This is a genomic window from Aliiglaciecola sp. NS0011-25 (genome assembly GCF_040370605.1).
Taxonomy (GTDB): Bacteria; Pseudomonadota; Gammaproteobacteria; order Enterobacterales; family Alteromonadaceae; genus Aliiglaciecola; species Aliiglaciecola lipolytica_A.
On sequence record NZ_BAABWR010000037.1, the window covers coordinates 1 to 25,537 of the forward strand.

At 39.0% G+C, this 25,537-nt stretch carries 31 protein-coding genes; 6 read left to right on the top strand and 25 right to left on the bottom strand.

What is annotated here, in order from left to right; translation table 11 throughout:
- Positions 1–30: 30 nt before the first annotated feature.
- On the bottom strand, positions 31–1,263 hold the full coding sequence (locus ABWV72_RS20695; RefSeq protein WP_353372849.1) for a DEAD/DEAH box helicase: 1,233 nt from the start codon (positions 1,261–1,263) through the stop codon (positions 31–33).
- A gap of 401 nt (positions 1,264–1,664) precedes the next feature.
- Between ABWV72_RS20695 and ABWV72_RS20700 the strand changes: the two genes are divergently transcribed.
- A complete protein-coding gene (locus ABWV72_RS20700) occupies positions 1,665–4,682 on the top strand; it encodes a ligand-binding sensor domain-containing diguanylate cyclase (protein ID WP_353372851.1) in 3,018 nt (1,005 codons plus the stop codon).
- A gap of 797 nt (positions 4,683–5,479) precedes the next feature.
- Positions 5,480–5,938, top strand: coding sequence for a hypothetical protein (locus ABWV72_RS20705; protein WP_353372853.1), 459 nt, complete (start codon positions 5,480–5,482; stop codon positions 5,936–5,938).
- A gap of 210 nt (positions 5,939–6,148) precedes the next feature.
- On the opposite strand, the gene ABWV72_RS20710 is transcribed toward ABWV72_RS20705, so the two are convergent.
- From ABWV72_RS20710 to ABWV72_RS20745, 8 genes are all read right to left on the bottom strand, one after another.
- Entirely contained in the window at positions 6,149–6,502 is a 354-nt protein-coding gene (locus ABWV72_RS20710; protein ID WP_216046719.1) for a DUF1428 domain-containing protein, read from the bottom strand.
- A gap of 205 nt (positions 6,503–6,707) precedes the next feature.
- A complete protein-coding gene (locus ABWV72_RS20715) occupies positions 6,708–7,367 on the bottom strand; it encodes a hypothetical protein (protein ID WP_353372855.1) in 660 nt (219 codons plus the stop codon).
- Between the two features lie 379 nt (positions 7,368–7,746).
- Positions 7,747–8,259: a hypothetical protein gene (locus ABWV72_RS20720; protein ID WP_353372857.1), complete on the bottom strand. Its 513-nt coding sequence runs from the start codon at positions 8,257–8,259 to the stop codon at positions 7,747–7,749.
- A gap of 537 nt (positions 8,260–8,796) precedes the next feature.
- Positions 8,797–9,018, bottom strand: coding sequence for a hypothetical protein (locus ABWV72_RS20725; RefSeq protein ID WP_216046722.1), 222 nt, complete (start codon positions 9,016–9,018; stop codon positions 8,797–8,799).
- A gap of 71 nt (positions 9,019–9,089) precedes the next feature.
- Positions 9,090–9,692 (bottom strand): DUF998 domain-containing protein, encoded by a 603-nt coding sequence (locus ABWV72_RS20730; protein WP_353372859.1) that lies wholly within the window; start codon positions 9,690–9,692, stop codon positions 9,090–9,092.
- Positions 9,693–9,750: 58 nt separating this feature from the next.
- On the bottom strand, positions 9,751–10,182 hold the full coding sequence (locus ABWV72_RS20735) for a RidA family protein (RefSeq protein ID WP_342804439.1): 432 nt from the start codon (positions 10,180–10,182) through the stop codon (positions 9,751–9,753).
- Between the two features lie 135 nt (positions 10,183–10,317).
- On the bottom strand, positions 10,318–10,698 hold the full coding sequence (locus ABWV72_RS20740; RefSeq protein ID WP_353372862.1) for a hypothetical protein: 381 nt from the start codon (positions 10,696–10,698) through the stop codon (positions 10,318–10,320).
- Between the two features lie 71 nt (positions 10,699–10,769).
- On the bottom strand, positions 10,770–11,276 hold the full coding sequence (locus tag ABWV72_RS20745; protein ID WP_216046726.1) for a GNAT family N-acetyltransferase: 507 nt from the start codon (positions 11,274–11,276) through the stop codon (positions 10,770–10,772).
- Positions 11,277–12,072: 796 nt separating this feature from the next.
- Between ABWV72_RS20745 and ABWV72_RS20750 the strand changes: the two genes are divergently transcribed.
- Together ABWV72_RS20750 and ABWV72_RS20755 are read left to right on the top strand one after the other, a co-directional pair.
- On the top strand, positions 12,073–12,942 hold the full coding sequence (locus tag ABWV72_RS20750) for an EamA family transporter (protein ID WP_353372864.1): 870 nt from the start codon (positions 12,073–12,075) through the stop codon (positions 12,940–12,942).
- Positions 12,943–13,517: 575 nt separating this feature from the next.
- Complete coding sequence (locus ABWV72_RS20755) at positions 13,518–13,757, top strand: DUF2061 domain-containing protein (protein WP_216046728.1); 240 nt, start codon at positions 13,518–13,520, stop codon at positions 13,755–13,757.
- Between the two features lie 179 nt (positions 13,758–13,936).
- Here ABWV72_RS20755 and ABWV72_RS20760 read toward each other — a convergent pair whose 3' ends face one another.
- The 16 genes from ABWV72_RS20760 to ABWV72_RS20835 form a co-directional block, all read right to left on the bottom strand.
- Positions 13,937–14,245, bottom strand: a complete 309-nt coding sequence (locus ABWV72_RS20760) for a hypothetical protein (protein ID WP_342804442.1) — start codon at positions 14,243–14,245, stop codon at positions 13,937–13,939.
- 121 nt (positions 14,246–14,366) lie between these two features.
- Positions 14,367–14,861, bottom strand: coding sequence for a GNAT family N-acetyltransferase (locus ABWV72_RS20765; protein WP_342804443.1), 495 nt, complete (start codon positions 14,859–14,861; stop codon positions 14,367–14,369).
- A 414-nt stretch (positions 14,862–15,275) separates the two neighbouring features.
- The gene (locus ABWV72_RS20770; RefSeq protein ID WP_303501583.1) at positions 15,276–15,995 is read right to left on the bottom strand and encodes a hypothetical protein; all 720 of its coding nucleotides are present in this window, start codon (positions 15,993–15,995) and stop codon (positions 15,276–15,278) included.
- 586 nt (positions 15,996–16,581) lie between these two features.
- Complete coding sequence (locus ABWV72_RS20775) at positions 16,582–17,163, bottom strand: hypothetical protein (protein ID WP_342804444.1); 582 nt, start codon at positions 17,161–17,163, stop codon at positions 16,582–16,584.
- Between the two features lie 60 nt (positions 17,164–17,223).
- A complete protein-coding gene (locus ABWV72_RS20780) occupies positions 17,224–17,640 on the bottom strand; it encodes a hypothetical protein (protein ID WP_353372868.1) in 417 nt (138 codons plus the stop codon).
- Positions 17,641–17,718: 78 nt separating this feature from the next.
- On the bottom strand, positions 17,719–18,135 hold the full coding sequence (locus tag ABWV72_RS20785; protein ID WP_353372870.1) for a GNAT family N-acetyltransferase: 417 nt from the start codon (positions 18,133–18,135) through the stop codon (positions 17,719–17,721).
- A gap of 246 nt (positions 18,136–18,381) precedes the next feature.
- A complete protein-coding gene (locus tag ABWV72_RS20790) occupies positions 18,382–18,828 on the bottom strand; it encodes a hypothetical protein (protein WP_342804447.1) in 447 nt (148 codons plus the stop codon).
- Between the two features lie 66 nt (positions 18,829–18,894).
- Positions 18,895–19,488: a class I SAM-dependent methyltransferase gene (locus ABWV72_RS20795; protein WP_353372872.1), complete on the bottom strand. Its 594-nt coding sequence runs from the start codon at positions 19,486–19,488 to the stop codon at positions 18,895–18,897.
- A gap of 463 nt (positions 19,489–19,951) precedes the next feature.
- Positions 19,952–20,317: a hypothetical protein gene (locus tag ABWV72_RS20800; RefSeq protein ID WP_303501594.1), complete on the bottom strand. Its 366-nt coding sequence runs from the start codon at positions 20,315–20,317 to the stop codon at positions 19,952–19,954.
- A 125-nt stretch (positions 20,318–20,442) separates the two neighbouring features.
- Positions 20,443–21,435: an NAD-dependent epimerase/dehydratase family protein gene (locus ABWV72_RS20805; RefSeq protein ID WP_216046733.1), complete on the bottom strand. Its 993-nt coding sequence runs from the start codon at positions 21,433–21,435 to the stop codon at positions 20,443–20,445.
- A gap of 72 nt (positions 21,436–21,507) precedes the next feature.
- On the bottom strand, positions 21,508–21,879 hold the full coding sequence (locus ABWV72_RS20810; protein WP_342804450.1) for a MerR family transcriptional regulator: 372 nt from the start codon (positions 21,877–21,879) through the stop codon (positions 21,508–21,510).
- Positions 21,880–21,975: 96 nt separating this feature from the next.
- The gene (locus tag ABWV72_RS20815; protein WP_353372875.1) at positions 21,976–22,872 is read right to left on the bottom strand and encodes a PhzF family phenazine biosynthesis protein; all 897 of its coding nucleotides are present in this window, start codon (positions 22,870–22,872) and stop codon (positions 21,976–21,978) included.
- A gap of 100 nt (positions 22,873–22,972) precedes the next feature.
- On the bottom strand, positions 22,973–23,365 hold the full coding sequence (locus tag ABWV72_RS20820; protein WP_303501601.1) for a hypothetical protein: 393 nt from the start codon (positions 23,363–23,365) through the stop codon (positions 22,973–22,975).
- Positions 23,366–23,393: 28 nt separating this feature from the next.
- Positions 23,394–23,657 carry a hypothetical protein gene (locus tag ABWV72_RS20825; protein WP_342804453.1) on the bottom strand — a complete coding sequence of 88 codons (264 nt, stop codon included), beginning with the start codon at positions 23,655–23,657 and terminating at the stop codon, positions 23,394–23,396.
- Positions 23,658–24,187: 530 nt separating this feature from the next.
- Complete coding sequence (locus ABWV72_RS20830; RefSeq protein WP_342804454.1) at positions 24,188–24,472, bottom strand: helix-turn-helix domain-containing protein; 285 nt, start codon at positions 24,470–24,472, stop codon at positions 24,188–24,190.
- Positions 24,465–24,692: a type II toxin-antitoxin system RelE/ParE family toxin gene (locus tag ABWV72_RS20835; RefSeq protein ID WP_342804455.1), complete on the bottom strand. Its 228-nt coding sequence runs from the start codon at positions 24,690–24,692 to the stop codon at positions 24,465–24,467. The genes ABWV72_RS20830 and ABWV72_RS20835 overlap by 8 nt, the downstream gene beginning before the upstream one ends.
- A gap of 285 nt (positions 24,693–24,977) precedes the next feature.
- Between ABWV72_RS20835 and ABWV72_RS20840 the strand changes: the two genes are divergently transcribed.
- A complete protein-coding gene (locus ABWV72_RS20840; RefSeq protein ID WP_216046738.1) occupies positions 24,978–25,223 on the top strand; it encodes a type II toxin-antitoxin system CcdA family antitoxin in 246 nt (81 codons plus the stop codon).
- Positions 25,223–25,537: CcdB family protein (locus ABWV72_RS20845; RefSeq protein WP_342804456.1), on the top strand; the 315-nt coding region annotated here is incomplete at its 3' end. The genes ABWV72_RS20840 and ABWV72_RS20845, both read left to right, overlap by 1 nt.

Sequence of the window (25,537 nt, forward strand, 5' to 3'; positions counted from 1 at the left end):
AAAATAATCCCAGCGCATAAACCCCCCCATTCACCTACGCTTTCTACCCGTTTTAATACCCAGGGCTTTGTTTCTGGCTTGTTGTTTTTGTTTACCTTTACTGCTTCGTTGCTCTTTCAGATTTTGTTTTGTCAAATCAGGCTCATATCCTGGTAGCCACTGTGACAACAAAACAGTGTTCAGTACTTTTTCAACCGCCTCTAATAAATATTGTTCGTTTGGACTCATCAGCGATATGGCTAGACCGCTATTCCCTGCTCGACCTGTACGACCAATGCGGTGAATGTAATCTTCAGCAATAAAAGGTAATTCGTAGTTGATGACGTATTTCAAATCGATAATATCAATGCCCCGTGCCGCCACGTCGGTTGCCACTAGAGCGCGCACTTTTCCTTGCTTAAACTCAGATAATGCGCGCTCTCTAGCGCCCTGTGATTTATCCCCGTGAATAGATTCGGTTTTAATGCCGTCTTTACACATTTCTTTAGCTAAAGCATCTGCTGTTTGTTTAGTGCGCGTAAAAATAAGCACTTGTTGCCAATTTTTTGAACCAATCAAAAAAGAGGTGAGTTCGCGTTTACGATTTTTATCAACTGTGTAAACTAACTGTTCAACTTGGGTGGCAGCGGCGTTACGCTCACTCACTTCGATCAATTCAGGGTTGTTAAGTAAGGTTTTACTTAATTTGAATAGTGCATCGTCAAAAGTAGCTGAAAATAGTAAGGTTTGCCGTTGTTCTGGAATTCGCTTTAAAATTCGATTGATTTCGTCTTTAAACCCCAAATCTAACATTCGATCTGCTTCATCAAAGACAATGAACTGAAGTTGGCTCACGTCAACACTACCTTTGGCAATATGGTCTAGTAATCGCCCGGGAGTGGCCACTAAAACGTCAACTCCTTGTTCAATCGTCGCGACTTGGGGGTTAATACTGACCCCGCCGTAAGCAACTGCTACCCTAAGTTGGGTATACAATGCATAGCTAACGAGACTTTCAAATACTTGCTGGGCGAGTTCGCGAGTCGGAGTCAATATCAAAGCGCGGATAGGCCTAGGTTCATCACAGTGTTGCATCAACTGTTGTAAAATAGGTAACGAAAAAGCGGCGGTTTTACCGGTCCCAGTCTGCGCACCGGCCATAACATCTTTGCCGGCCAAAATCACAGGGATCGCTTGTGCTTGAATAGGTGTTGGACTCTCATACCCCAATGCCGTAACAGCATCAGTAAGAGATTCATCTAAATCTAATGAAGAAAAAAGCATTTGTTATTAACAATGTTTGATTATTTGTTTTCTTTATACCATCCCTACCCTATATGCCAAACTTTTCGACCAAATATTAATAGCACTTCCTGTAATTCAATATAGTTTTAGGCAATCGTTACTCTATTCATATCCGAAAAAAAACATAATCGTCAATATAAATGCCCTTCGTACATTAAAATCACTAATATCTTCTGTAACTCATTGTTTTATTTTAGTATGTTAACAATATGATTTAATAAGGTAGTCTCGTTGAATCAATTGGCAGAGTGGTTCAAACAGGTGTTATTGTTAATTAAAGTAACCGCCCTTTCACTTTACATATTAAAATCTGCAGCTAATGAACTAGCCTAAAAGCATGATATGTAAACAAAAAAACTAAGTACAGGAAGGTATCAACTTTGCATTTATGGATTAGCCTAGCTCTTTTTTTTGGGATAGTAGCAAATGCCTATTCTTCGAGCGCCAAGGAAGCGTTGCTATCTAAACGTACTTTAAGTACCCAAGATGGCTTATCACAAATAACCGTATACGATATTGAGCAAGATTTAGATGGCTATATTTGGCTGGCGACTCAAAAAGGAATAGACAGATTTGACGGTTATTCTTTCGTCAACTTTGCTCAAACGGCAACGACGAAAAATGGCTTACTTTCTACTCGTATTAACGATCTTGAACTTAATCACGAGAATGGCAATTTATGGTTGGCTACCACCAGTGGATTGCATCGCTTCAATAATGCATTAGGAAAAATGGAAGATATTCTCCTCTCATCCAATCCAGGAGAGGACTATCAACGAGTCACAGCTTTACATTTTGACCAAAATAACGATTTATGGCTCGAAGCGGACTCGAAGCTATTTACTAAAGCAAATTTATCCGAAAGCTTCAGTGAAGTTAATATGCCCAACTCACCGGCGATGTTAACCATATATGAAATTGTATCTGATCAGCAAAATATACTGTATTTCGCTACTAATGCTGGTGTATTTAGGCTAGATACGCGATCGCAAAAATGGCTACCCACTCTACTGAGTGATGTTTTGGTATGGTCAGTATTTATCGACTCAAACCAAAACCTTTGGGTTGGCACAAATGGTAAAGGTCTTTTTCATTATACCTTTGACGCTAATTATGAACCGGTTACAAAGCAACACTTTTCCAAAGAGCAAGGTCTTTCACATAATATCGTTAACGATATCGAACAAACAAAATCAGGTGAAGTATGGGTAGCCACTAACTCTGGCCTAAATATTTTTTCAGATGTGAAAAATGGACAAGCACTTACTCCAATCCAAACTTCAAACGCTGATTCAGACAGTAAATCGAAAATTAACAGCTTGTTCATAGATGCCTCTGATCAAGTTCTATATGGCACTTTAGTTAGCGGATTTAGTGTGGTTTCACCCCAATCTTTACTCTTTCAAAGAGTGGCTATAGACGACAATAAGGTTATCTTTGCAGCAGAAGTAGATAATCAAGGAACACTCTGGGCGACCTCCCCTGAAGGTCTTTGGAAGATCGAAGCAAACTTAAGTTCCAGTACGTTGGTCAATTTTGAAAAAGATGACATTAATGAAGGTACGAGCAATATTTTATTAGGAACCCATTATTCAGCTGCAAATGACATGTTATGGATAGGCACACGAGTAGGATTAGCACGTCTTAACGACAGTAAAAATGGTGTATCGAGTGTTGGTTTAAATGGCATCCCTATCTACTCAATAGAAAACGACGAGCAAGGAAATCTTTATTTAGGTACGGTATCTAATGGCATGTATCACTATAACCCTAATACCTTTGAAATTATTCATCACTACGAAGCCGACAGAGTTTTAGGTATTCATGTTAGTGGACCGGATAAAGTTTGGTTAGCAACGCCGAAAGGATTAATAAAAGTCAATCCACTTGAAAAAACCCAACTGAATTATAAATATGATAATAACAACCCTAATTCTTTACCTAGCGACTCTTTACCTGGAAATTATATTTCGTGGATATCTAGCAAATCTAACAACCAGTATTTAGTGGCAGTGAATTCTAAAGGTTTGTTTAATATGACCGAAGATGAAACAACAGGTAAATTGCACTTTACTGAGCTGTTTCCAACCAGTTCGTTAAAAGATGCTTCAATAGCCGCTATTGTAAAAGATCAGCAGAAAAATTTTTGGGTTAGCAGTATCAAAGGGATAGCTAAAATAGCATCAGACTATTCTAGTTTAGAATTTTACGACAGTACTGATGGAACCGCTAAAGGCGGCTATTTTATTGGTGGTAAATCGATTAACTCAAACGGTCGTATCTTTTTTGCTGGTTCAGACGGTTTAACCCATTTTCACCCAGACGAAATTGTCAGGCCTAAAGTAAACCCAAGGTTAAATCTTACACATATCGATATCTTAAATGAACATTTAGGTAGCCGCAAAATTAATACAACTAACGATCCCTTATCAACGATCAAAGATTTGTCTTTGGCGTTAGAGGATAGTGACATAGTCGTCACATTTGAATTTGCTGCAACTGAATTGGTCGCCCCAGAGAAAATAAAATATGCCCATAGATTAATAGGTTTTAATTCTCTATGGCAGGAGCTAAAAAGCAACAAACGCTCAATAACCTATACATCACTAGCTGCTGGTCATTATGTACTTGAAATAAAAGCCACGAATAGATACGGAGAATGGTTAGCAGATCATGTATCCATGGACATAGAGGTTTCACCACCTTGGTATTTGTCAAATGTGGCTTTGATACTTTGGATAATATTGGCACTTCTGAGTATCTATTTATATGCCCGCTGGCGCTCTTACAGCCTTTATTTGCGTTCACAGCATTTAGCCAATGAAGTCACCAATAAAACACGGGATTTAGCCCTGGCTAACGACAAATTGCGTAAGTTATCTGATTTAGACCCACTGACGAATATATTTAATCGCAGAGGCTTTACCCACGCAGCCAAAAAGCAACTGGCTGAATATAATGAAAGTAGCAATAACAGTAAAAATAACGCTAACAAAGTTTTCAGTATCGTTTTATTCGATATTGATTTTTTCAAAAATATAAATGATACATATGGCCATGACGTAGGAGATGAAGTGTTGATTGCGATATCTCAAAAAATTCAAAACTCGTTAGGTGTTGATGACAAACTAGGCCGCTGGGGAGGCGAAGAATTTATTGCATTGATTCACACTGACAACATTGAAATTGCCTTTAAAATAGCAGAGAGAGTAAGAAGTCAGGTCGCCGATTTCACCCTCAACGGCACAGCTGAAAAAATTCAAATAACACTTTCTGGTGGTTTAGCTGTCGTGCAAGCCGACAACAATTTAACTCGCTGCATTAAGGAAGCCGACACCTTGCTTTTTCAAGCAAAAGAAAATGGTAGAAATCAAATTGCTTATAAACATACAAGCTAGTTTTGTAAGCGCTATAGGACGAATGTGCCTGAAATCGATGGTTTTTACATTAATTAAAAGCGACTATTGACCTAAACGGCAACCTCATTAACATAGCGTAACTAGTGTATAAAATAATGCAGCCAAGTAACGTACAAAATAGGGTTTTGCTTGTGGATGAATCTGTTTTTGTTCGTGAAATTAAAAACCAGAGCATAAGTGAATACATCATTAACTCACCTACCCCTTTAAAAAATACAAACTGACTAGATGTACTACTCGTCCAGAATTGCGCAGGCATATCTGTGAGAAACAAGGTCCAAAGCAATTGATAGACAATCGCCAGCGGAATAAAACAAATACACATCGTTTTCCAAAAACTAAATAACCTCATACTCGCTCGTTAGGATTTATTATCTCAATCTCAAGTTTATCATTGTTTGCAAACAAATCCGCAGATGATTAGATAGGTTTTAGTGAAGGCCGCCCCCAGTGGCAGTGATGGTATTGCCACTGTCACGTGGCATCAAATTATCCTTGCTATTAATGAGTACGCTGTTATCTATGTCGCTGGCGAAGAACTAGCAAATAACTATGTAAAATTACATTTAGTACGATATGCCAGTAACTTGCAATGTTTCGTTGTGGAAGCCCCAAAACAAGAAGTTTGTGTGCATAACCAATAACTTAATACTAAACTGGGTTAATTAATCCCAAACCTTAACTACCACTAAAAGGTATTTAGAGTGACACAGCATCCATCAACTGAAAATTTAACTAACTATTGTTTTCCTTGGAGTGATTCACTTTGCGCTCCTATGCCACAATGGCAACTGTGGTTGACGATAATAGCAGCGGTTATCGCTGTTGCCGCTATTTCCGTTCCCATAATATTTTCTATTTTGCGCGAAAAACAAACGAATAAAAACAAAGAACGTAATGCCGCACCGACTTTTCAAACGGTTGCTCATTACATAGACCGTGCTTGTGCCTATGCTGAAGTGGGCGATCGCAAAACGAGAATGGATATTAGTTTAGAAAAGTTAAATCGAGTGAGAAATGATTTAAATAAAATTACGTGTTTAGAAGCACCTAGCCCTGAAGTAGCAAGAGCGATTAATTGTTTAAATATTGCCATTGGAAGAGCTATGTCAGGATTACAGCAATGGATGATAAATGACGAGCAAAAGAGCAAGTGGGGGCTTGAGGATCTTCAAAGGGCACGTGCGCTTAGTGAAGAAGCGCTGGAGATACTTGGCATTCCCAAAAAGAGATAAATAACAGTCTAGCGAGTTCTAAAGGATTCATTGCTCTTGTAACAGATTGAGCATGTAACAGATTCTATGTAACTGCCATTTAGTTAATGTGCTTTGCGAAGCGCTCCTCAAACTGGATAATAAAACGACTCAGCGCCACTCCTTTAGAAGTGGCGCTGGTTACAGCATTCCTCGTGCTTAGTTTGCTCTTATGTTAACTATTTCTCGACGTTATTCTTCTAAAATAACTTCGAAGCCGCCATATATTAAACGCTTGCCATCAAAGGGCATTGGGTTTTGCTCTGGGTCCATCCTAGGGTCGTTCATAATTGCTTCCCAACCGGCATCACGAACTTCCTTTGTTGGCCATACAACAGATGAAAACACGACAGTTTCATCTTTGCTACACTTCACTGCAATTGGGAAGGATGTAATATCACCATCAGGAACGTTATCTCCCCAACTTTCAGTAATTTTCAATGCTCCGTGATCTTTGAAAACGAGCGCAGATAACTTCGCATGTTCAATATATTTTTCTTTATTTACAGTTGGTACAGCGGCAACAAACCCATCGACATAAGACATATATTATTCCTTGTATACTTTATAGGTTGAAAATTTACATAACGAGCCTGTAGAAAAAAGGTAATTTTGTTTGTGCATTTCCTACTTCTCTGTTTATTTTTTAACTTTATCTACTTTGCCTTGAACATCTAGATTTTTCAATTCTATAAATATGAATTGGGGTTAATTTTACACTCGCCTGCTTTATCATTTTTAGGGATTGATTTTAGCGAGCTTGCGCAGGGCTATTGGAGCGCATAAGCATTGCCACACCTAACCAAGAGAACCATAATATTTGGCTCAAACCAAATATTTCTGTCAGTACTTCTGCAGGATAAATAGTGAGAATACCAACAGTACCAATAAATAAACCAAAGCAATTTAATAATTTAGGTAGTTCACCAGTTTTTAAACCTGCAATACTCAATAACAGAACCCATAATCCTCCTACGACTTCGTTACCTCCCCCTAACCCTTCAACTACGGTATTAATAACAACCCAAAGCGTCATTGCTTGCTCTGGGTTTTTAGCTGACAAATCAATTACAGCCCCTAATCCTACGTTTGCAATCATTCCACTTGCTATGACAAGGCCAACCCAAATAATACCGAAAGCTGTGGCTATTTGTGATAAAACAGGGACTTTAGTGTGCATCCGTTGATGGATTGCTAAAACTAATACAGCCAGAAAAACACCAAAGACAACATACATAGCTAAATTAACTACCGATAAAACCACTTGATTATTCGTTAGAAAAATAAACTTCTGTGTATCATCTGAACTGACTGGGTAATCCCAAAACGCGCCATAAAAAATAAAAGCTGATATGTAAATAGCAGCCTCAAAAAGTGCTGCAACGCCCGCCAATTTTTGTAATTTATTCACGACTCTATCCTTGATTAAAAAAATTTGAATTTACCTAAAAGAATAGTTATTAACGAATTTAATATGTAACAAAAGCTAACTTTTTAAACGGGGAAAACCCGAACGTTTTTCCACAGATTTGTCCTTTCGGCCATACTTACATATGCAACTTTGTCTTAGCAAATGACGTAACAAACAGCCTTACCGAAATACACGTAGAGGGCACAGCTGCTTTATCTTGACGCTAGATAGGTGGGTACTCATTTCCTGAAGAAAAAGGAAAACGCAATGAGTGTTCAGAAATTTAAAGTAATGCGAATCTCATCGTATGACTAATGCACCAATAAACTGAGGAGAAAAGCGCGAGTCAGTGATTTAATTTGTTTGTTATAACCACAGGTTAAATAGCCTTACGCATTCTATCTATTAATTCAAAACATGCCTGATACAGTAAGATTTCCATGTCTTCCTTATGGTAAAGGGGGCTCCAACGAAATAGACCTTTAAGACTAAACTGTTTAGCTATAAATTCACCCCATGTAACGGATTTAGAAACGCTGAACGTTTTAATTGTCTTATTTTGCTTAAGATTATAAAGCCGCGACACTAACTTAATTTTGGGACGCCAAAATATAGGTAGACCAACGGTTCCAAAATTTATGGAAAATGCATCACCGCCATGTAAACTAACTATAACAACATCCAAACCAACATCTGATTTTTTAGGTTCTTGGATAGATGAAATACGCTCAAGACAAAAAATCTCTTCGAGCTTTTGGTGAATATGATCTTGTAGTGAATTGCCCGTTATGGAAAAAAATGACTCTATTTTGGAAAGATTGCTATCATTTACCACTGCTATCGAGCCTAGGTATACATTTGGCTTTTCAGAGCTAAACCAATCGAAGAGCATTCTAAAACTCCTTTTTGCATAAACGCCGCCATAAACGGTTACCGGCCGGCTTTTAATGGCCTTATTAAGCTTTATTTCTGAAATAACAAATTGCTAAAATGATAGAAACAAACACATGTGGAATAGTCGCTAAAGTAAATATAATGTCTGGATAAAACAACACCAATTCAATTTTATTGAGATACTGGAACATATAGCCGACTGCAACAATACCTAATACCAAAGACAATATAGTAGTTAATAAATAGACTCTAGTATTTTGATAAGGTCTATTATTGGCGATTAAACTACAAAGCTTAAATTGATAAAGATAAATATATGCTATTGCAACTGAGACGAGTAAACACGGAACAATCATTAGCGGTGTAATTAAAACAAACCAACCCTATAGAACAAATGATTCCAGCTAGTAACGCCGGAAAAATTAATCCTATCCTCAAAATGTGCGCAAATTTATCCACAATGCCTCCCCCCTCAAATAAGCGGCTGACACGCCTTTTGCGAAAGACCGAGTTGATTGGTTTATTATAATGCAGATTACTCGTCATCTTTTAAGATTGGTGCAATTATCAAGTAGAGTATGAAGCTTGCCCAACTCACAAAAAAAGTAGCAAATAACCAGAGTAGCTTTTCTTTTTTCCCCACTTTATTTGACTTTCCTATTACAAATAAAGGGATCAACCAAACAACGATAATAACTAACAATAGCGGAAACCAACTAATCAAAATTGCTGAAATATTTGACTGACTCTCATACATTTACGAAATCTCCTTGTATCATAACGATAATAGCTGAACTTTTGAACGCAGTAACTGCTAACACTTTTTTGTTAGGCTTTAGCTACCACGCAGAGAGAATAAACAAACAACCATAGAATCTGAAAGCCGTAGCTGAGCCTTTGATGGAGCCCAGGAACAGTTTTTATTTTAAATGCTTTAGCTAATCTATAGGAAAAATAAAAACAACCCAAAACACACACAACCGAAAAAACTCGAAGTGGCAACGGATAATAGCTGGAAAAGGCAACGATTAGCGGAGCAATGATGAATGAAGCGAGCATTATTAGCCCTGACCATGAGTGAATTTTACAGCTTTTAGAAGGATATTGTGTATATGCGTCGGCATCCATCGGAAAAAAACCACATACCCAAGTACAAATGCCATGAACAATAACCATTACACCTATTGCTACAGTTGGTAGATGCGCCTGAAATGCAATGATTAAGTAATATCCAAAGACAACGAGCAACGCCCCTAATGGATAGTTATTAATTACAGGAGACAGTTTTTGAGTAGGACTACCAAAAGCGCCTAGTTCGCTACAAAATTGCTTTAAATGGCTATAGTTTGGATAAAACCGAGAAGCAATATAAATACCTATAACTATCCATACTGAAGCAATAATCCCTGCGTAAGAAAAAATAACGTCCAAATCCAATTCCTCCTTGAAAAACTAACGTAAACTGTGTGACTGACTCGTATTGTTATAATTATGGTAACGCAGCAACTATCTCAACTTCTAGCAAGTGAGATTTGCTCCAGAGTCCTTTAACCTCAACCCAAGTTGAAGATGGATATTTACCGTTAAAGTGAGCCTTTCGCGTTGCAATAGCAGCCCTCAACCCTTCAATATCTGTAGTGAAGATAACCTCTTTTACAATTGCATCCATACCAACACCATAGTCAGCCAACATTTTCTTGATGTTAGTATAAATGTCATCTATTTGCCCATCAAAAGTAGTCTTTTCACTTGTGATACCTGAGACATATAAAGTGTTGCCATGTTTCACCACTTGCGAGTAGCCAGTTTCATTTTCCCAAGGGAAATAACTTTTTCTTTCGATGGATTTGTTTGTATTGACGCACCCTAAAAGAAAGAGCGAACTAGATAAACACACTATTATTCTGGCTAAATTTAGCAATTGAGCTCCTATAATATGCAGTAAATATGACGTCCGGCTAAGCTGCCGAACGGGACTGATAGTTTTTTTCGAGTGTAGCGGAAAAGCACAAACGAGCAATGTAGTGGAGGTCGGTTTGAGCCGATTGTTATCGATTTATTCATGACGCCCTTCATGATCCCAAAGTATAAAGGTTTGATTCTCTGTAGATGACATTGATTTTATGAGCCGTTCATTATTAAAAGTTGGAATATCTTGAAGGCGCCTCAGAAATTCACCGGCTCCAGTGGCCTCGCTAGGATAAGTTATAACTCCGTCTTTGGTTGCCAAATGCCACCACACATCCTCAACAAATGGACCTTCATCAGTTGTTTCCACCGCTACGCCAATAAGTTCATTCCAAGCAATAGACTGTGGTTCCTTTTCTGGCCAATGTACCCACGCATTTTTTTCGTCAAAACAAACCTTTATAGCGGCATAGGGGCTCTTTACACCTTGATTTTCGTCTTCTTTATTACTAAAGAGGACGATATCCATTTAATCATTCGGAATTTCCTGATAGCCATAACAGTTAAATGATGCGGTTACTATTAGCCGCATATTCATTTTCACCCCTTTGCAGAAAAAGATTCATGATAAGTAACAACTCCTTGAGATGCATCTCCTTGAAGCAACAAGGCTTGAAAATACTCCGGTGGTACATCAGGTAGCACCAAGCCCTCTGTAGGCTTGAAGCCAAAACGATGATAGTAACTTGGGTCTCCGAGCACAACACAACCTTTAGCTTTTATATTCTTTAGCACTTGAATAGCTGCATTCATGAGTTTCGAGCCAATACCTTTACACTGATTATTGGGAAGAACTGAGATTGGGCCCAAACCATACCAACTGTTGGCACCATCAGTAATAGTTACAGGAGAAAGCGCCACATGCCCTACGATATTGCCTTCATCTTCAGCAACAAGGGAAACCGATAACACACCAGATTCACGAAGTGCGTTAACAATAAACTGCTCCGTGTGATCGGTATGTGCTACATCAAGAAACGCTGCAACAGTAACATCATGGATACTTTGAACATCGCTTGATTGTTCTTTTCGGATACGAATACTCAATCGGACATCTCCCAGAAGATTAACGCTTCACATATGGAGCGCAAGCTTGTCGGCTAAAATTGGCGAAAATTGAGCCCCAGCCAACGAATATTCGTCCGCCGATGAAGGAACTCACTTGATTAACTTTGTTATGTACCTGCAAACCTTATAAGTCTCCACCACTTTGATAAACTAAAAGAAAACACACTCAGCGTAAGGCCAAATATTAGGCTCACAATTCCTTGCCAAAAATAAAAAAGCTCAGGTTCCGATAAAGATTTGAACACTAAATAATACTGCCCAAGAGATACAATACCGTTAAAGATGAAATATAGCCCTAGTAAAAAAGTTCCTGCTGATAAAAGCTCAGTAGCGCTGGAATCAAATTGTGAATTAAAACCAACAAACTTCCCAATAATTTTTTTGCAACAATCAGAAATAGACCCATTATCAGTTTAGTAGTTAAAAATAAATAAGTAGAAAGGTAAAAAGCACTCTCATCACTAGTATAATTAGAATATTCAATTGTAAATATGGACGTTGCAAAATCTGGAATAGAGGAAGCAATCAACCACTCTACAAATACAGCCTAGATTTAGCCTTCAAACTATGACGAATTATGCTAAAAATAGCTCCCGCCCACTTTTTCATGCTAATTCTTTTGAGCTATTCTAATAAAGCACCAAACACAACAAAAATAGTTCGTCATATCCGGCAGCAATATTACAGCTTGAAATAGGCAAGATGCAGTGTGAATTCATATTTCTTCATGTAAAATGCGGCCACTTCATTTTATTAATTTTTCGGGAATATCTCGATGCAAATCAATCGTGTACTTCTCACTGCCATAGGCTGTGTTTTGTTGGCAATGGTGACTATTCAGTCGGGGGCGTCTTTAGCCAAACAACTTTTCCCGATTGTTGGTCCAGAAGGCACTACTGCACTACGATTAGGATTCGCAGCAGCCATACTTTGGTTAGTATTTCGTCCGTGGCGTAGCCTTCCTCATGGCCATGAATGGCGTAGCATTGTTGTCTACGGTCTATGTTTAGGCGGCATGAATATTTTATTTTATTTAGCAATAGAACGCATTCCCCTAGGCATAGCCGTCGCCCTTGAATTCACGGGTCCTTTAGCTGTGGCATTGTTTTCCTCTAAACAAAAAAGTGACCTTCTTTGGGTTGCCTGTGCCATAGCAGGGATCGTACTGCTAATGCCTGACTTGAGCAGTACTGAAGGTTTAGATTTAGTAGGTGCATTAATGGCACTAGGTGCTGGCGGATGCTGGGCAGGTTATATTTTGTTTGGCACTCGCTCGGGCAAGCAAGTATCAGGCGGCGTGACAGTGGCCTTAGGTATGACGGTGGCGGCCATCATGCTTTTTCCTGTTGGCGCAGTGACCCAAGGATTAGCATTATTTAGCTGGGAAGTTTTACCACTAGGATTATTGGTTGGCGTGCTATCCAGTGCCTTGCCCTACTCTTTGGAAATGGTCGCCCTTAGAAACATGCCTACACAGGCATTTAGCGTACTCATGAGTTTAGAGCCAGCCATTGCAGCGCTTGCAGGCTTGGCCATTCTTAGCGAACACTTAAGTTTAATACAATGGGCTGCCATTGCTTTGGTTATTGTTGCCTCTATCGGCAGTAGTTTCACCCCGAAAAAAGCCGTTGATACGAGTGTATAGCTGGTTTATTTACGCTCAAACCTGCTCTGTCCGTCAATTGTTCATTTATAACGACTACAAGCCAATCATCAACATGAGGTTGGCGTCGATATTTAAGATTGTTAAAGAACTTATTTGCCGTACCAGGAGCGTCTCTTATTTAATGCAATCTGCGTTAAATCTTCACATTTTCTACCCCCTTACTTCAAACAATATGGCTATAAATTAGTAGTAGATTTAAGCTTCACTTAGAAATTATCGTATTTGAATAGCGGCATTAATTACCTTTTTTCTATTGGGTTAGCGTCCATAAATATATAGTTTGAGACTCTTTTAATTCAGCAAAGGTGATGATAGAAATAGCTGCTAATGCTTTACAAATTTTTTTTCTAAATGCTCTGATCAGTATATAAATATGATTTGAAATGCCGCTTTTTTAAGTCGACCGCATTGCACTTCTTCGGTAATTACAATACGCCCTACTTTGTACGATTGATTTATTTGATGACAGTGTTCGTAAAAATCAATTGGCTTTCAAACCCATTAATGATAATAATTCTCATTATCAGATTTAAATTCTAATTGAGTAAAATATTATGAAAAAGACAATTACCTTCGCTTGTTTGCACTTTTCAGTGGCATTTACAGTAACTTATTTATTAACTGGCAGTGCCGTTATAGGTGGTGCAGTAGCCCTTGTAGAGCCTGCGGTTAATACCGTTGTATTCTATTTTCACGAACGTGTATGGAAAAGATTTGAAAGCCAGTCTGCTCGGAATGGAAATGGCAATGCAAAGCAGGCTTTTCCACAAAACGACATGACATTGCTATCTTAGTGACCAATAAAATACAAAAAGTACTTTATTGCCCTGACCCTTAGAATAAAACGTCCAAATATGTGGGTGTAGCCCGACGGCAAAAATGGCCAAGCCAACTACCTAATGCGTTTCAAAGAGCGCAACGAATGAACGTTATGTGATTGTTAAGTTTACATCTAAAAATTACCACGCAGCTATTACCACGAAATAATAAAGACAGCTACGCCATCACCTTTATATTCAGGTCTTTGTTGGATCTTAGCCGCTAAAGCCAATATCAAATCTTGCTCAGAAGGTTTTCCAGAAATTGAAAGGTCGATAATATTGCCTTGAGAAGTCTCCTTTTCCAAATGTGCCATTAGCTCATCAAAGGTATAAACTTCGCCCTTTATTAAAAGCTGATTGCTTGCAAGGTATTTGGCATAGCTTGAAATAATTACCTTTTCTGTCGCTAAACTAAAATCAGCTAAAACAAAATTAATCAACAAAATAAAAACTCTAAACATGATACTTGTGCACCTAACTTTTAAATAAGGAGCGCTGGCATGTGGACTAAAACCAGAGCAAATCGAGTCACTTCACATATTAGCGTCCCAGAGCGCGTAGCCGGCGAACTTAATTTTGTCGTTAGGTACGTAGACTCAATTGCCAATACCCAACATCTAACCATTTATCAAATTTAAAGCCTACTTTAGAAAAATGAGCGACTTTTTCCATTCCCAATTTTTCGTGCAAGCCAACACTAGCTGGATTAGGCAAAGTTATGCCTCCAATTACATTATTTATCCCGATAGGTTTAAGCTTACTAAGGAGCGATTCATATAAAACGGCACCCAAACCTTTTCCATGATATTCACTAGAAAGATAGATCGTTGACTCTACGGAAAACCGATAAGCACTTCTTTCCTTCCATTTGGTTGCATAGGCATATCCAATAATTGCTTCATCTAAAACGGCTACAATCCATGGTAAATTACAGTCTGCGACTTTGCTAAGTCTAATAGACATATCTTCATCTGAAACTTTTCTCTCTTCAAAAGTTATGCACGTATTTACAACATAGAAATTGTAGATTTCGGCAATTTCTGAGGCATCACCTAAAACCGCATCTCTAATTATCATTAACAGTTCCTAGTAGTTAAAAATACATTTATACCCAACGCTTAAAAGCATTGGCGCGGGTTTCTTGTGTGTTTGAGTGGCCAAAATTGTTAGCTGCCATTATCGTCAAACGCGACAAATTTAAGCCTATAATAAAAACTGATAGGCCAAACAAAAAGTGTTTTCAGAAAAAACTTTTTGTTCCCATACTTCCACCACTGAAACCACGCAGTTAAACTAAAAGCAAAATTAAACAACAAAAATAACTAATAATATTGAAAACCAACTAATCAAAATTGCTGAAATATTTGACTCTCATACATTTACGAACTCTCCAAGTCTTATAACGCTGCCAATAACGCGACCGATTCTGTGGATTGCCCTAGGCTATGATAAAAAGAGCCAAACACTATTGGGTCGTGTACATTTTTCTTGTTAGGCCGTATCTTTAATTCCCTTTTTTACCCAGTTTAACGCATGCTTTACTGGTCCACGTATTCCCTTCAAGGGATTGTCAGGTCTATCAGACTGAACCTTTGTATGCTTCTCGAGTTTGCAGAGCATTTTCTCCGCCTGATTAAGCTTAGTTTGATTCAGTTTGGAGCCTACTCCGTCTCTAATTGAAGATATAAGTGTTAAATGTAAGGCGCTTACTAGAGTCCAAACTGTATTCAACCGAAAGCCGCCGAGCTCTCGATCATCAGACAACTCATCAAGAAAGCCAATTAAATCAGGAAGTAAAGTGACAGGGCGTCGTTCTCTGATACTAACGGCAGCCACATATAGCTCTTCAGGTTGTGCGCCCATTCTTAGGTACTTCCTCAAGGAATCAACTTCCGAAAGATTCTGAGCTTCAGATTTAATTGCTCTTCTTGCCGCCGCTAGTTCGCTTACAGGCGCACTAGGGTCGAAACTGTCCAAAATATCTTCAAACAACCTGCGATCATTCTCAACTTCAGCTTCTAATTCAACTATCTTTTCTTTGCCCTCCTGTACCTCTTTCTTCAACTCCATTAGCTCAAGTTCAAAATCGCCAAATTTAATTTTGGTTATACGCTCTCTAAAACCCCGATTGGAGAATAAATAAATTAAGCCAAATAGAAATAATATCTCCCACAGCGAAGTATTTTTAAGTATCTCTATCACTATATCCATTGCTGAAATTTCCTCTTAGCGGATCAACACTTCGCATCACTGGCCTAAAAAATCAGAGAAACAAAGAACGGCTTTTTTGACCCAGAACATGCGATTGTTATTTACTCGCGTTTATTCAATGTGCGTTTTCATAACACCTCAATAATGTGTAAGACAAGCTGGCAGTTTAATTGCGTTGTTTGCAATAGAATCTGACAAGCTAGTTCGAATCACAATTTATAGACTTGTTAGGTTGAAGGTTCATTTTTTGACGGCCTTGACGTTGGAAAATGAAAACGTCCGCCATGTCGACTTATCGGTATTTATAGCATTTTCAGGATAAAAGAATTTAGCACCATATTCCCCTTCGTGATTGATTGCACTTACACCAATCATAATATTCCAAGTTTTGCCCACAAATTTCTTGCGTAATACCTGAATTTCCCTGTGAGATCCTTTTAAGAATGTAGTGCGCGTTCCACTTTCAGTCTCTTCATTACCTGCATAAGGCGCTCAGAAAACGCAGTATTGACAAATTTTGCACTGGTTTCTCCAGGGATTTAGGGTTAAAAATCAAATAATAGAGACCTAACACCTAGTTATGCTACTAAAGCTCTTTAAATTTTATGTTACTAAAAAACTCTTCCGCGTTTTTAGTTAGCTCTGGGTGCTCTTTGTCTTTAAAGTGACGGAAAGAATATTCTGTGTGAACACCTACAGATTTTTTAAAAGGGTGTATACAATTATAGCCAAGATATTCTATCTGCATTGACGCTGATTTATTGCTGTCTATTTTGGCATTGTTATCTTGGGAAATGGTTGTGTGCTTTACGCATGTTGCACCATTTAGTTTTACTAACTCTTCGGTATTTTGTTTAAGTTCAAACCTGCCGATATCTGCTGAGGATGCTCTATGCTTAACCACGTGTGTCAGGAATTCCTGGTCTGAATAAAATTCAGGTAATTGATATAGAGACATATTTATGATGCCACTACTGTTATCGTTTAGCTTTGTCCCAAGTACAACTTGATAACCAGTTGAAGTGATAACAGACCAACTTCCATTTTGTGGTGATAACGATGAAACACCATAAATATTTACAGGAGTACCTAAATTCAATTGAGGTGAAGTTGCTGCGCATGAAGTCACAAACAGCAACGAAGTAATAATAGCGGTAAGTCTTAACACTGTATGTTCCTTGTAGCATAACAGTTAAATAATGCGCCCCCTAAGAACCGCATATTATTTTTAAGCAGTTGAAAAAGCACTACCTTCCCGAAATTCATGCAACCCTTTCTCCACTATTGGAATAATTCGCTTTCTTTTAGACCAAGCTTTGATACTAGAGGGTAAACGGCGTAACCAATGTCTATTCGTCCCATAATTGTTAATACGTTGCCTAGACAGTTGCTGCGTTGTAGGCATGTTTTTTTGACCAATTACAAATAGAAAGTGCTCTACTTCAGCTACTGATGCAAATATTAATTGAACACCAAGTACATCAACAATGAGCATTGGAAAGCCTCTACAAGGTATCGCCCTTGGTAACTTCGGATCAAATTCTTTCGCATATGCCCGAACTTCATGATCCAAATCTTTGTGCTCCCAAAAGCTCAAGGGAGTTTTAGTGTAGTTAGCATTATATTCGATACGCCATTTATTCATGATGAATGGCTGCTAACACCGTCATATACGGTGCAAGCGAACGTCCGTCGACTGTAGGGAGCGAATTTAATCGCCTTGTTAGCTGTGAACACTTGCATCACGCTCAAGCACCCAGCAACGCGGATTATTTAAAAAACCAATATGCTCATAATATGAATTGGCTGCCGGTGCTGCAATAAGGATTAGTTTGCAACGTGGCCCAAGCTGATTCTGGGTGAGAATTTGTAATTGCTTACCAATGCCCAATTTTTGATATTTTTCAGATACGGCCAAATCTGACAGATAGCACGCGTAATGAAAATCTGTCATACAGCGAGAAATACCCACCAACTTTTCGGAGTCCCAGGCACTAACCGTAAGATTGCTATTCGAGATCATACCCGCAATACATTCCCGATCTTGAATTGGTCGGCGCTCACCCAATGTCGAATCAGTCAACAGCGCTATGAATTGATCCGCACTTATTGGGTGATTAATTTTATATTCGATGCTCATAACTTCCTTTTACATATAATTAGGGTGTAGAAAAACCCTCACCTTAAAATTGACTATAAAAATTAGCCTAATCTGACTTTAAAATGCGCTGCTATGTGAAACCTAGATAGCTTTCACTATTGAACAACAATTACATTTAAAGCAGAGCACGATAGCTTTTTGGCTTCGACCATTTTCTACAGCCTCAACGATTACGCTCAGCCGTGTGCGCCTTTGGCCCGTCGGCCGAAGCGTTTTGTTGGGGTTTTATGCAAGCTCGAATACGGCCTTGCCCATTTTAAATTGCTTTAGCTTAATCGCTGAATCAGTGAGTGCTTTCTCAGCGCCAGTTCCCAGCCAAAAGGTTTTAACAGCTTGTTTCGCAGGTTTCTCTGACGTCTCGTTGTAACACACTAAGGAATTGACGCTACGATTTTTAAGCCATTTTCTTAATTTTTTGTACAGTGACTCAACAGCCTGATGTGATGAGAAGTTGTAAGCACCATCCAAGTCAGTGGAAGCAATTGCAATGCGACCGGAAGTTAGGATTCCGTCTTCTAAGAGGCTTCGTTTATACTGGATGAAGCCATCATCTAGTAAAATCTCATCAAAGCCCTTCCCTTGCTTGATGCTCACTCCATCAATGCTGCGAAGATGATCGTCAAAGATTGCATGATCATCTTGATTCATAAAGTATTGAAATTCACTCCGCATCTTGATTCCTTTGTGCCCTAACGCCGCTATAATTTGCTACCCAAAGCGGTCAAATAGATACATTTCTTAAGGCTTAGTGGCGATTGTATAAACATGTTTTTCAGGATACTGATCTAGCTCAAGATGTAAAATAGAAAGTCCATTATTCATAAGTAATTTCATATTTTCGTTAATACCAATAGAGCTGTAGTAAAAAGTATCATTGTGCCACTGATCAGTATGCTCTCCCTCGTCATTGCCAAATGTATATATTAATACCCCCCCTTTGGCTAAAAACTGGCATAACTTCGCAACAACAGGCTTTTGCATAACAAGCGGTAAGTGAAAAATACTATCCCACGCAACGATGAAATCAAACTTTTCTTCTGTATCCCATGAGCAAATATCCTGGTGTAAAAAATAGTGTTCTGGGTGGTTACTGCTAGCCAGCTTTACCATTTCTTTGGAAGCATCAAGTCCAGTAACCGAAAAGCCGCGATGTTGCAATATATTCACAAACCTTCCCCCGACACCACAACCTACATCAAGTGCTTTTCCACCATTCGAGGCATATCCAATGGCTCGTTCAAATTGACTGACACCATAAAAGGACTCTATATGTTGGTCATGCCACCACTGAGCAATTTTGTCGTATTTTTTACCGAGTGCAGATGGTTCCATTTGAGAGCCTTAACCTCCGTATTAAAAGTGCTAACTTGCTGGCTATACTTGGCGAGGCACGAGCAGCAGCAATTGGGTTTGGGTCAGCAATATTTGTTTATTAATGCGCCCCCACTTCACTATCGCGGTTTTGCCGCCACAAGCAATTAGCACAACAACCTTGATTAAAATAATTACCCTAGACTAAAGCAAACCGCCAGAAAACTACAACTATCGATGGTGGTACATTGAACTGGTATTGAGAAAACCATTTTAGCTGGAAATATTTGAAATAAAAAATCGGTTGGTCGATAGCGGAAAAAAGCACTAGTTAAGTCAGAGAAATACAGAAGAAACCAGCCTTTTCGCTATACAGAAAATTAATAGGCTTACGTGCTGTAACGCTTAACATATGGGGATTTTAGGAGCCCATTGGCCGAAGGCCTGCGAGTAAGATTCTCGGTGAATTTACGAACATCATAATTCATTTTTTAGCTGCACGTTTGTTGAAGATGACAGGTAAGCGCCAGGAAAGAAGTAACGCTACAGCAAAAATTACTAATATTTTAATAAAGATAGGCTTGCTAGCTGTATCAAGTATATTTTGTAGAGAGTGATTAAACAAAAAGACGCCAATAGCTGCAATCGAAAGCTGCTTAAAATTGAATTGGAAGTTGGTAATTTTGCAACCTACAGCAAAACCGATACTGGCGACGAAAGCAAAAATAAGGCTATTGAGAACGTTATTTATCAACGAAACCTGAATATCTGCATACCACGCGGCATAGAATGAAAAAAGTAGTGTAATGAATGCCAAGCTAATTCCAAAAAGACCAATTTGCTTAAACATATGATTCCTTTCCAAGTGCTGCCAGCGGCCCAGCGAAGTGGAGCCATTTTAGTGGTATAACGGAGCGTAGCAACATCACAAATGATTGGCAACGTCGCTGGCTCCGCGAGCATTGACTTGTTATGCTATCTTTCACTTTGGCGCCCATTAAGATACTCAAATACGCCAAGTAAAGCTTCTGAGGCTGAGCGAGGTTCGTATCCCAGTTCGTTACGTGCTTTCGCTATCTCATACTCTTGCCTTACGCCGTAGAATAAGGCCACTTGGCTTCTAATAAGCTCAGCTGGTTTACCTGTCATCTTAGCTCCTAGCTCTGAGCATAAGGCAATAAAATACATCAACCATTTTGGTAAGCGTGCTGGAACCTTAAGGTTAATTCCTGCCGATTGGGCTGCTTTGTATATCTCAGGAAGTGACGAAGCTCTGTTATTTGCCAATATGTAGCGGCTACCAGAATTACCTTTCGTAGTAGCAGCCACTATGCCTTTTGCCACATCGCGAACATCAACGAAATTAAAGAAAAAATGAGGATCTACTAAAAGCTTATTGGTTCTAATTGTTTCAATAAACTGCATAGTGTCTGTCAGTCGATTGGCATGGGGACCAATCATTGCTGAGGGTAGAACGGAAACCATCCAAAGTTGGTACTTTTTTGCCAGCTCCCATGCTTTTTGCTCTGATTTTATTTTAGAGTTGTAATAGGCATTGTCAGATAAAGCGTTCCAACTATTTTCATCAAGATAAGTCCCATCATGCCCGACAGCCGCAACCGAGCTAACATAAACAACTTTTTTAACATTGGCTTGTGCCGCAGCTTTAAGGACAATTTCAGTCCCTTTCACATTCGGCTCGACGATTTCATTAATAGGATCTTTAGCCCAATGCTTAAATACAGCTGCAACATGATATAAAATATCAACACCTTCCAGGGCTTTTTTCATTGATTCTATATCCTGCATTTCGGTATAAACGACTTGGCAATTCAAGTGAAAAAAATCATCCACATTTTGAATATCACGCATACCTGCTCTTACCGTTTCTCCTTGCGCTATGAGCTCTCTAACTAAATTCCCCCCTAAATGACCGTTTGCCCCAGTTACTAAACACACATTAGACATCTTATATTCACCTATCAGATTATTAAGTGACAAGACTATAAACTCTTCCCCTAGGGGAACAGTCAAGCGTTTTTAATTGTCTGCGTGGTCAAACGAAAATTGATCAATCAGTTCTTTTTTTAATGACCCTAACTCAACATCTAACTGTTTGGCTTGTTCGATCGCGATTTTAATTTGCTTCTGCTTTTGCTCTATTGCATCTATAGCAATCTCGATCGGAAAGCGATTCTCTTTCGCCTTAACCTTCATCATCGGCAGCATTTCTGAAAGTTTAAAGCCCAGAGATTGCGCCCGCTTTATCATTGAGATTATAACTACATGATGCTTATCATAAATGCGGTACTTTCCTAATCTAGACACCTCCGACAACAACCCTAGCTCCTCGTAGTGATGGATCGCTTTTTTTGACGCGCCGGTTAGCTTCGAAACTTCTCCTATATACATGTTTTCACTCAATTCTAAGTCGGGTGTAACACCACAATAAGCGGCGGTGAAACCGTCCGTTTACTTTTCTTGTTGGGCCATTTTGGGCAAGCTTTTTTAGCATAAAATATATACCCCATCTATCCTTAAGACTGCTCCTCCACCAAACCAGACCTGACAATTTTCAATATCAGTTTCTGTTGAAAAAATCTGCACGTAATTCGGGGAGTCTCGGAAACTATTTTGCTCTATTTTTATCATCTCGCCATCCCACTTTCCGTGCTTTAAGAGATAATAACCTAAAGCTGAATTGCCTGAACCTGTTGCTGGATCTTCAAGGTAACCAAATGTTGGTGCGAAAACTCTCGTCCGATATTTACACTCTTGAGCAACAGTTTCTGACGAATACAAGATAATAATATCCACTCCAATTTGTATGCAAAATTTGTTGAGAGTTTGAAGGTCTGGCGTCACAGAAAGTATGGACTCTAGTCCAGCTATAGGGACAATAAGAGTCTCAAGCCCTCCGTTCACAATTTGGATTGGTTGTAATTGGTCAATGTCATTAATGTGACAATTAAATGCTGAGACAATATCAGTTATGCTAATATTTTTTGAGGAGAACCGAGCTGGTGGTGCCGATATATAAACGCTTTTCTCACTTTTGTAACGGTTTTCAACCATTAAACGATCAGTCATTGTCGAGATAGACAATATTGACTTTTCTTGCATTGCCTCACTATTGGCGACTATGTCGTTTAGGATAGCTATTGTTGCATGTCCGCAGAAGGCTACCTCTCTTTCAGAAGAAAAATAGCGAAGGTGGTAATCAGTATCAGTCCCTGGACTGACATAACCAACCTCACTGACAAACCCTTTCAGTTCTTTTGCTAGTTGTAACATTTCCGCACTGGAAAGCTTTTCTGCTGAGTCAAGATATACTACAGCTGCTGGATTCCCTGTTGAATATTGGGAGGCAAAAGCATCTATCTTTTTGAATCTTAATGTATGCATGAATTTCCCTTGCGCCTAACGCCGTAATAACCGAGCGTAGCATTGCGTGGTAAAGTGAGCGAAGCGAACCACGCAATGCGGAGTAAGGTTGCTTACTTTGTTAACTGCTGAGCTTGGATGCACTTTTAACCTCCAAGATAAATGAATTTGCAGTTATAAACCATTCGTACCATGGTTCTGTTTGTTTAAACCCTTCGAATAAAAACACTCCATCCATAAAATATGCATGCATGATTTCATCCAGGGGAAATTTTGGCTCGGGATGATCCTTTGCCGCCTTGTCATCATCCCAATAGGTGGCTCTCTCTTCAGCTACACCGAGAATTTCTAATGTAGCTTCTTCGACCTTCCAGTCTTGGCCTCCTGACCCAGGGTGTTCTTTTGAAATAAATGCACCTTTTATATCCAAAATAACAGATTCAGACTGACGCTCAATTTTTTCAATTGAAGCGTCATGAAATCCTAGTTTGTCAAAGTCGGTGGTCAATTTCATAGGCAGTTAACAATATTCTTATGTGACATTACCTCACGCACTTTTTTATAAAATGACCACAAACCGCAGCCAGCCCAAAGAATAGGAGAGAAAAAGCGATCATCCCGACTAAAGGACCAATGATTGCATCTTTACCCTCCTTGTCGCTAAAAACTACTTCTGATACGCCATAAAGAACTCCCCCCCCTGCGACTGAGAAAAAGAAAAAGCCAATAAGCATTGAGAAAAACACCAATGGTTTTTGCAATCGGTCAAATTGCAAACCAATCAATATAGATTCAATTAACCCCACTTCAATTTCCTTGGCACATAACGCTTAACATATGGGATTTTAGGAGCGCTTTTTCAGCGAGTAAAATTCCCACAATGATTTTTTTGTTATGTGCCATTAGAGCCCCCATAATTGATTGGTGATGGCTAAAAGGTAAAAACAAAAATATACCGATAAAACAGCCAGCAGCCCAGATAATGGAATTACCCAAAATCTTAACTTACTAGTTTTTATTGTAGTAACCATGGGGATACCATTTAACCAAATACTAGCACTTACCAATAAAGCACTGCCGAATTGGCTAATTTCATGTTCTGGTTCCCAAGTATGCCAACCCAAGATAAATAGTAAACATAGAAACACCAACCAAAGAGCAGTAAAATAACGTGGCCTTTCCTTAGCACGAACCCAAAACAGGTAGGCGAACACTAGACAAGAGGTTGGAATTAAAAGAACGGAAAATTCAAAAAATGTCATAGTCTATTGGCTCATAACAATTACCATAAGCGGGGGGCCCGTGCTCTTCGGGAACGTCCGACTTCATGTTTTTGTTAGCCAAGTGCTCGCAAAACCGCTTGAGGTTCTTTAGCAACCACGTTTAACAAAGCAAGTGCTGGGCCATGTGGATTACGATCACCTCTTTCCCAGTGACGTAGAGTTGAAACGCTAATACAAAATTTCGAAGCAAACTCCATTTGAGTTAGTCCAAGATTTTGCCGTATTTCAGCCACATTAACGTCTGGAGCTCTATGAACTCTGGCTGCTACTTTTTTGCCATCGTTCAGATCTATTGCTTCTTTTAGACCTTGAGCAATACTTTCAAATGCACTAGTCATTATGTTTCTCCAAAGCTTTTACTACCAATATTTTGACAAGTTTCGAAAGAGAGTTTCTATCGGTTTTCGTTAAATTAGCCCGTTCATTCTTCCCAAACATCGTTAATAAATAAAGCGGAATACGTTCATCATGATAGTAGTATATTACCCGAATGCCTCCGCTCTTACCCTTATTGCCTTTACTCCAACGCAATTTCCGAATACCACCAGTACCTTCCATTAGAGTCCCCGCTTTGGGATGCTCAGATAAGTAGTCAATAACATCCTTGCGCTCTGATTCATTTAAAGAGAATCAGTACGTTTGATGTACTCAGGTAGTTCGGCTATTGTATTTTGCATTCACAGAGCGTAATCCAATGGATTACCAAAATCAAATAGAGAATTGAATGGCTAACGTCCCAATGAGCGCAGCGAATGAGCATGATGTGTTAGTCATATGCCAACCATGCTTTTAAATGCGCATTACTATGCGTATACTGATTAAAAATTAAGTTGGAGCATAGCAATGGCAGACCTTTACGATTTAGCCGCACCTAAAAAGGCAACAAATTTAAGCCTCAATAGTGATTTGTTAGAAAAGGCCAGAAGCTTAAAAATTAACTTGTCTGCAACCCTAGAGCAAGCATTAAGCAATAAACTTAAATTTATAGAAGCTGAAAAATGGAAACAAGAAAACAAGGCTGCGGTAGAGGCCTACAATGAATTTGTCGCCGAGAACGGTAGTTTAAGCGATGAGTACAGGGATTTTTAATGCCGCAATTTGATGTATACAAAAATCCAAGTAAGAAAACGAGAGAGGCTTATCCTTATCTAGTCGACGTCCAAAATTCGGTAATCGATCAATTGGCCACTCGCTTAGTTGTGCCATTGACAAATGTAAACGCTAAACCCAGCATGTTAATGAAAAAATTAACGCCTGAAATAGAGTTTGATAGCAGCACTTACTTATTTATGACCCAGCAGCTTACCTCTATACCCGAAGATGTGCTTAAAAACCCTGTTGGTACATTAGAAGCGTCAAGAGCGTTGTTGATAGATGCGATAGACTTCGCCATCACTGGCATA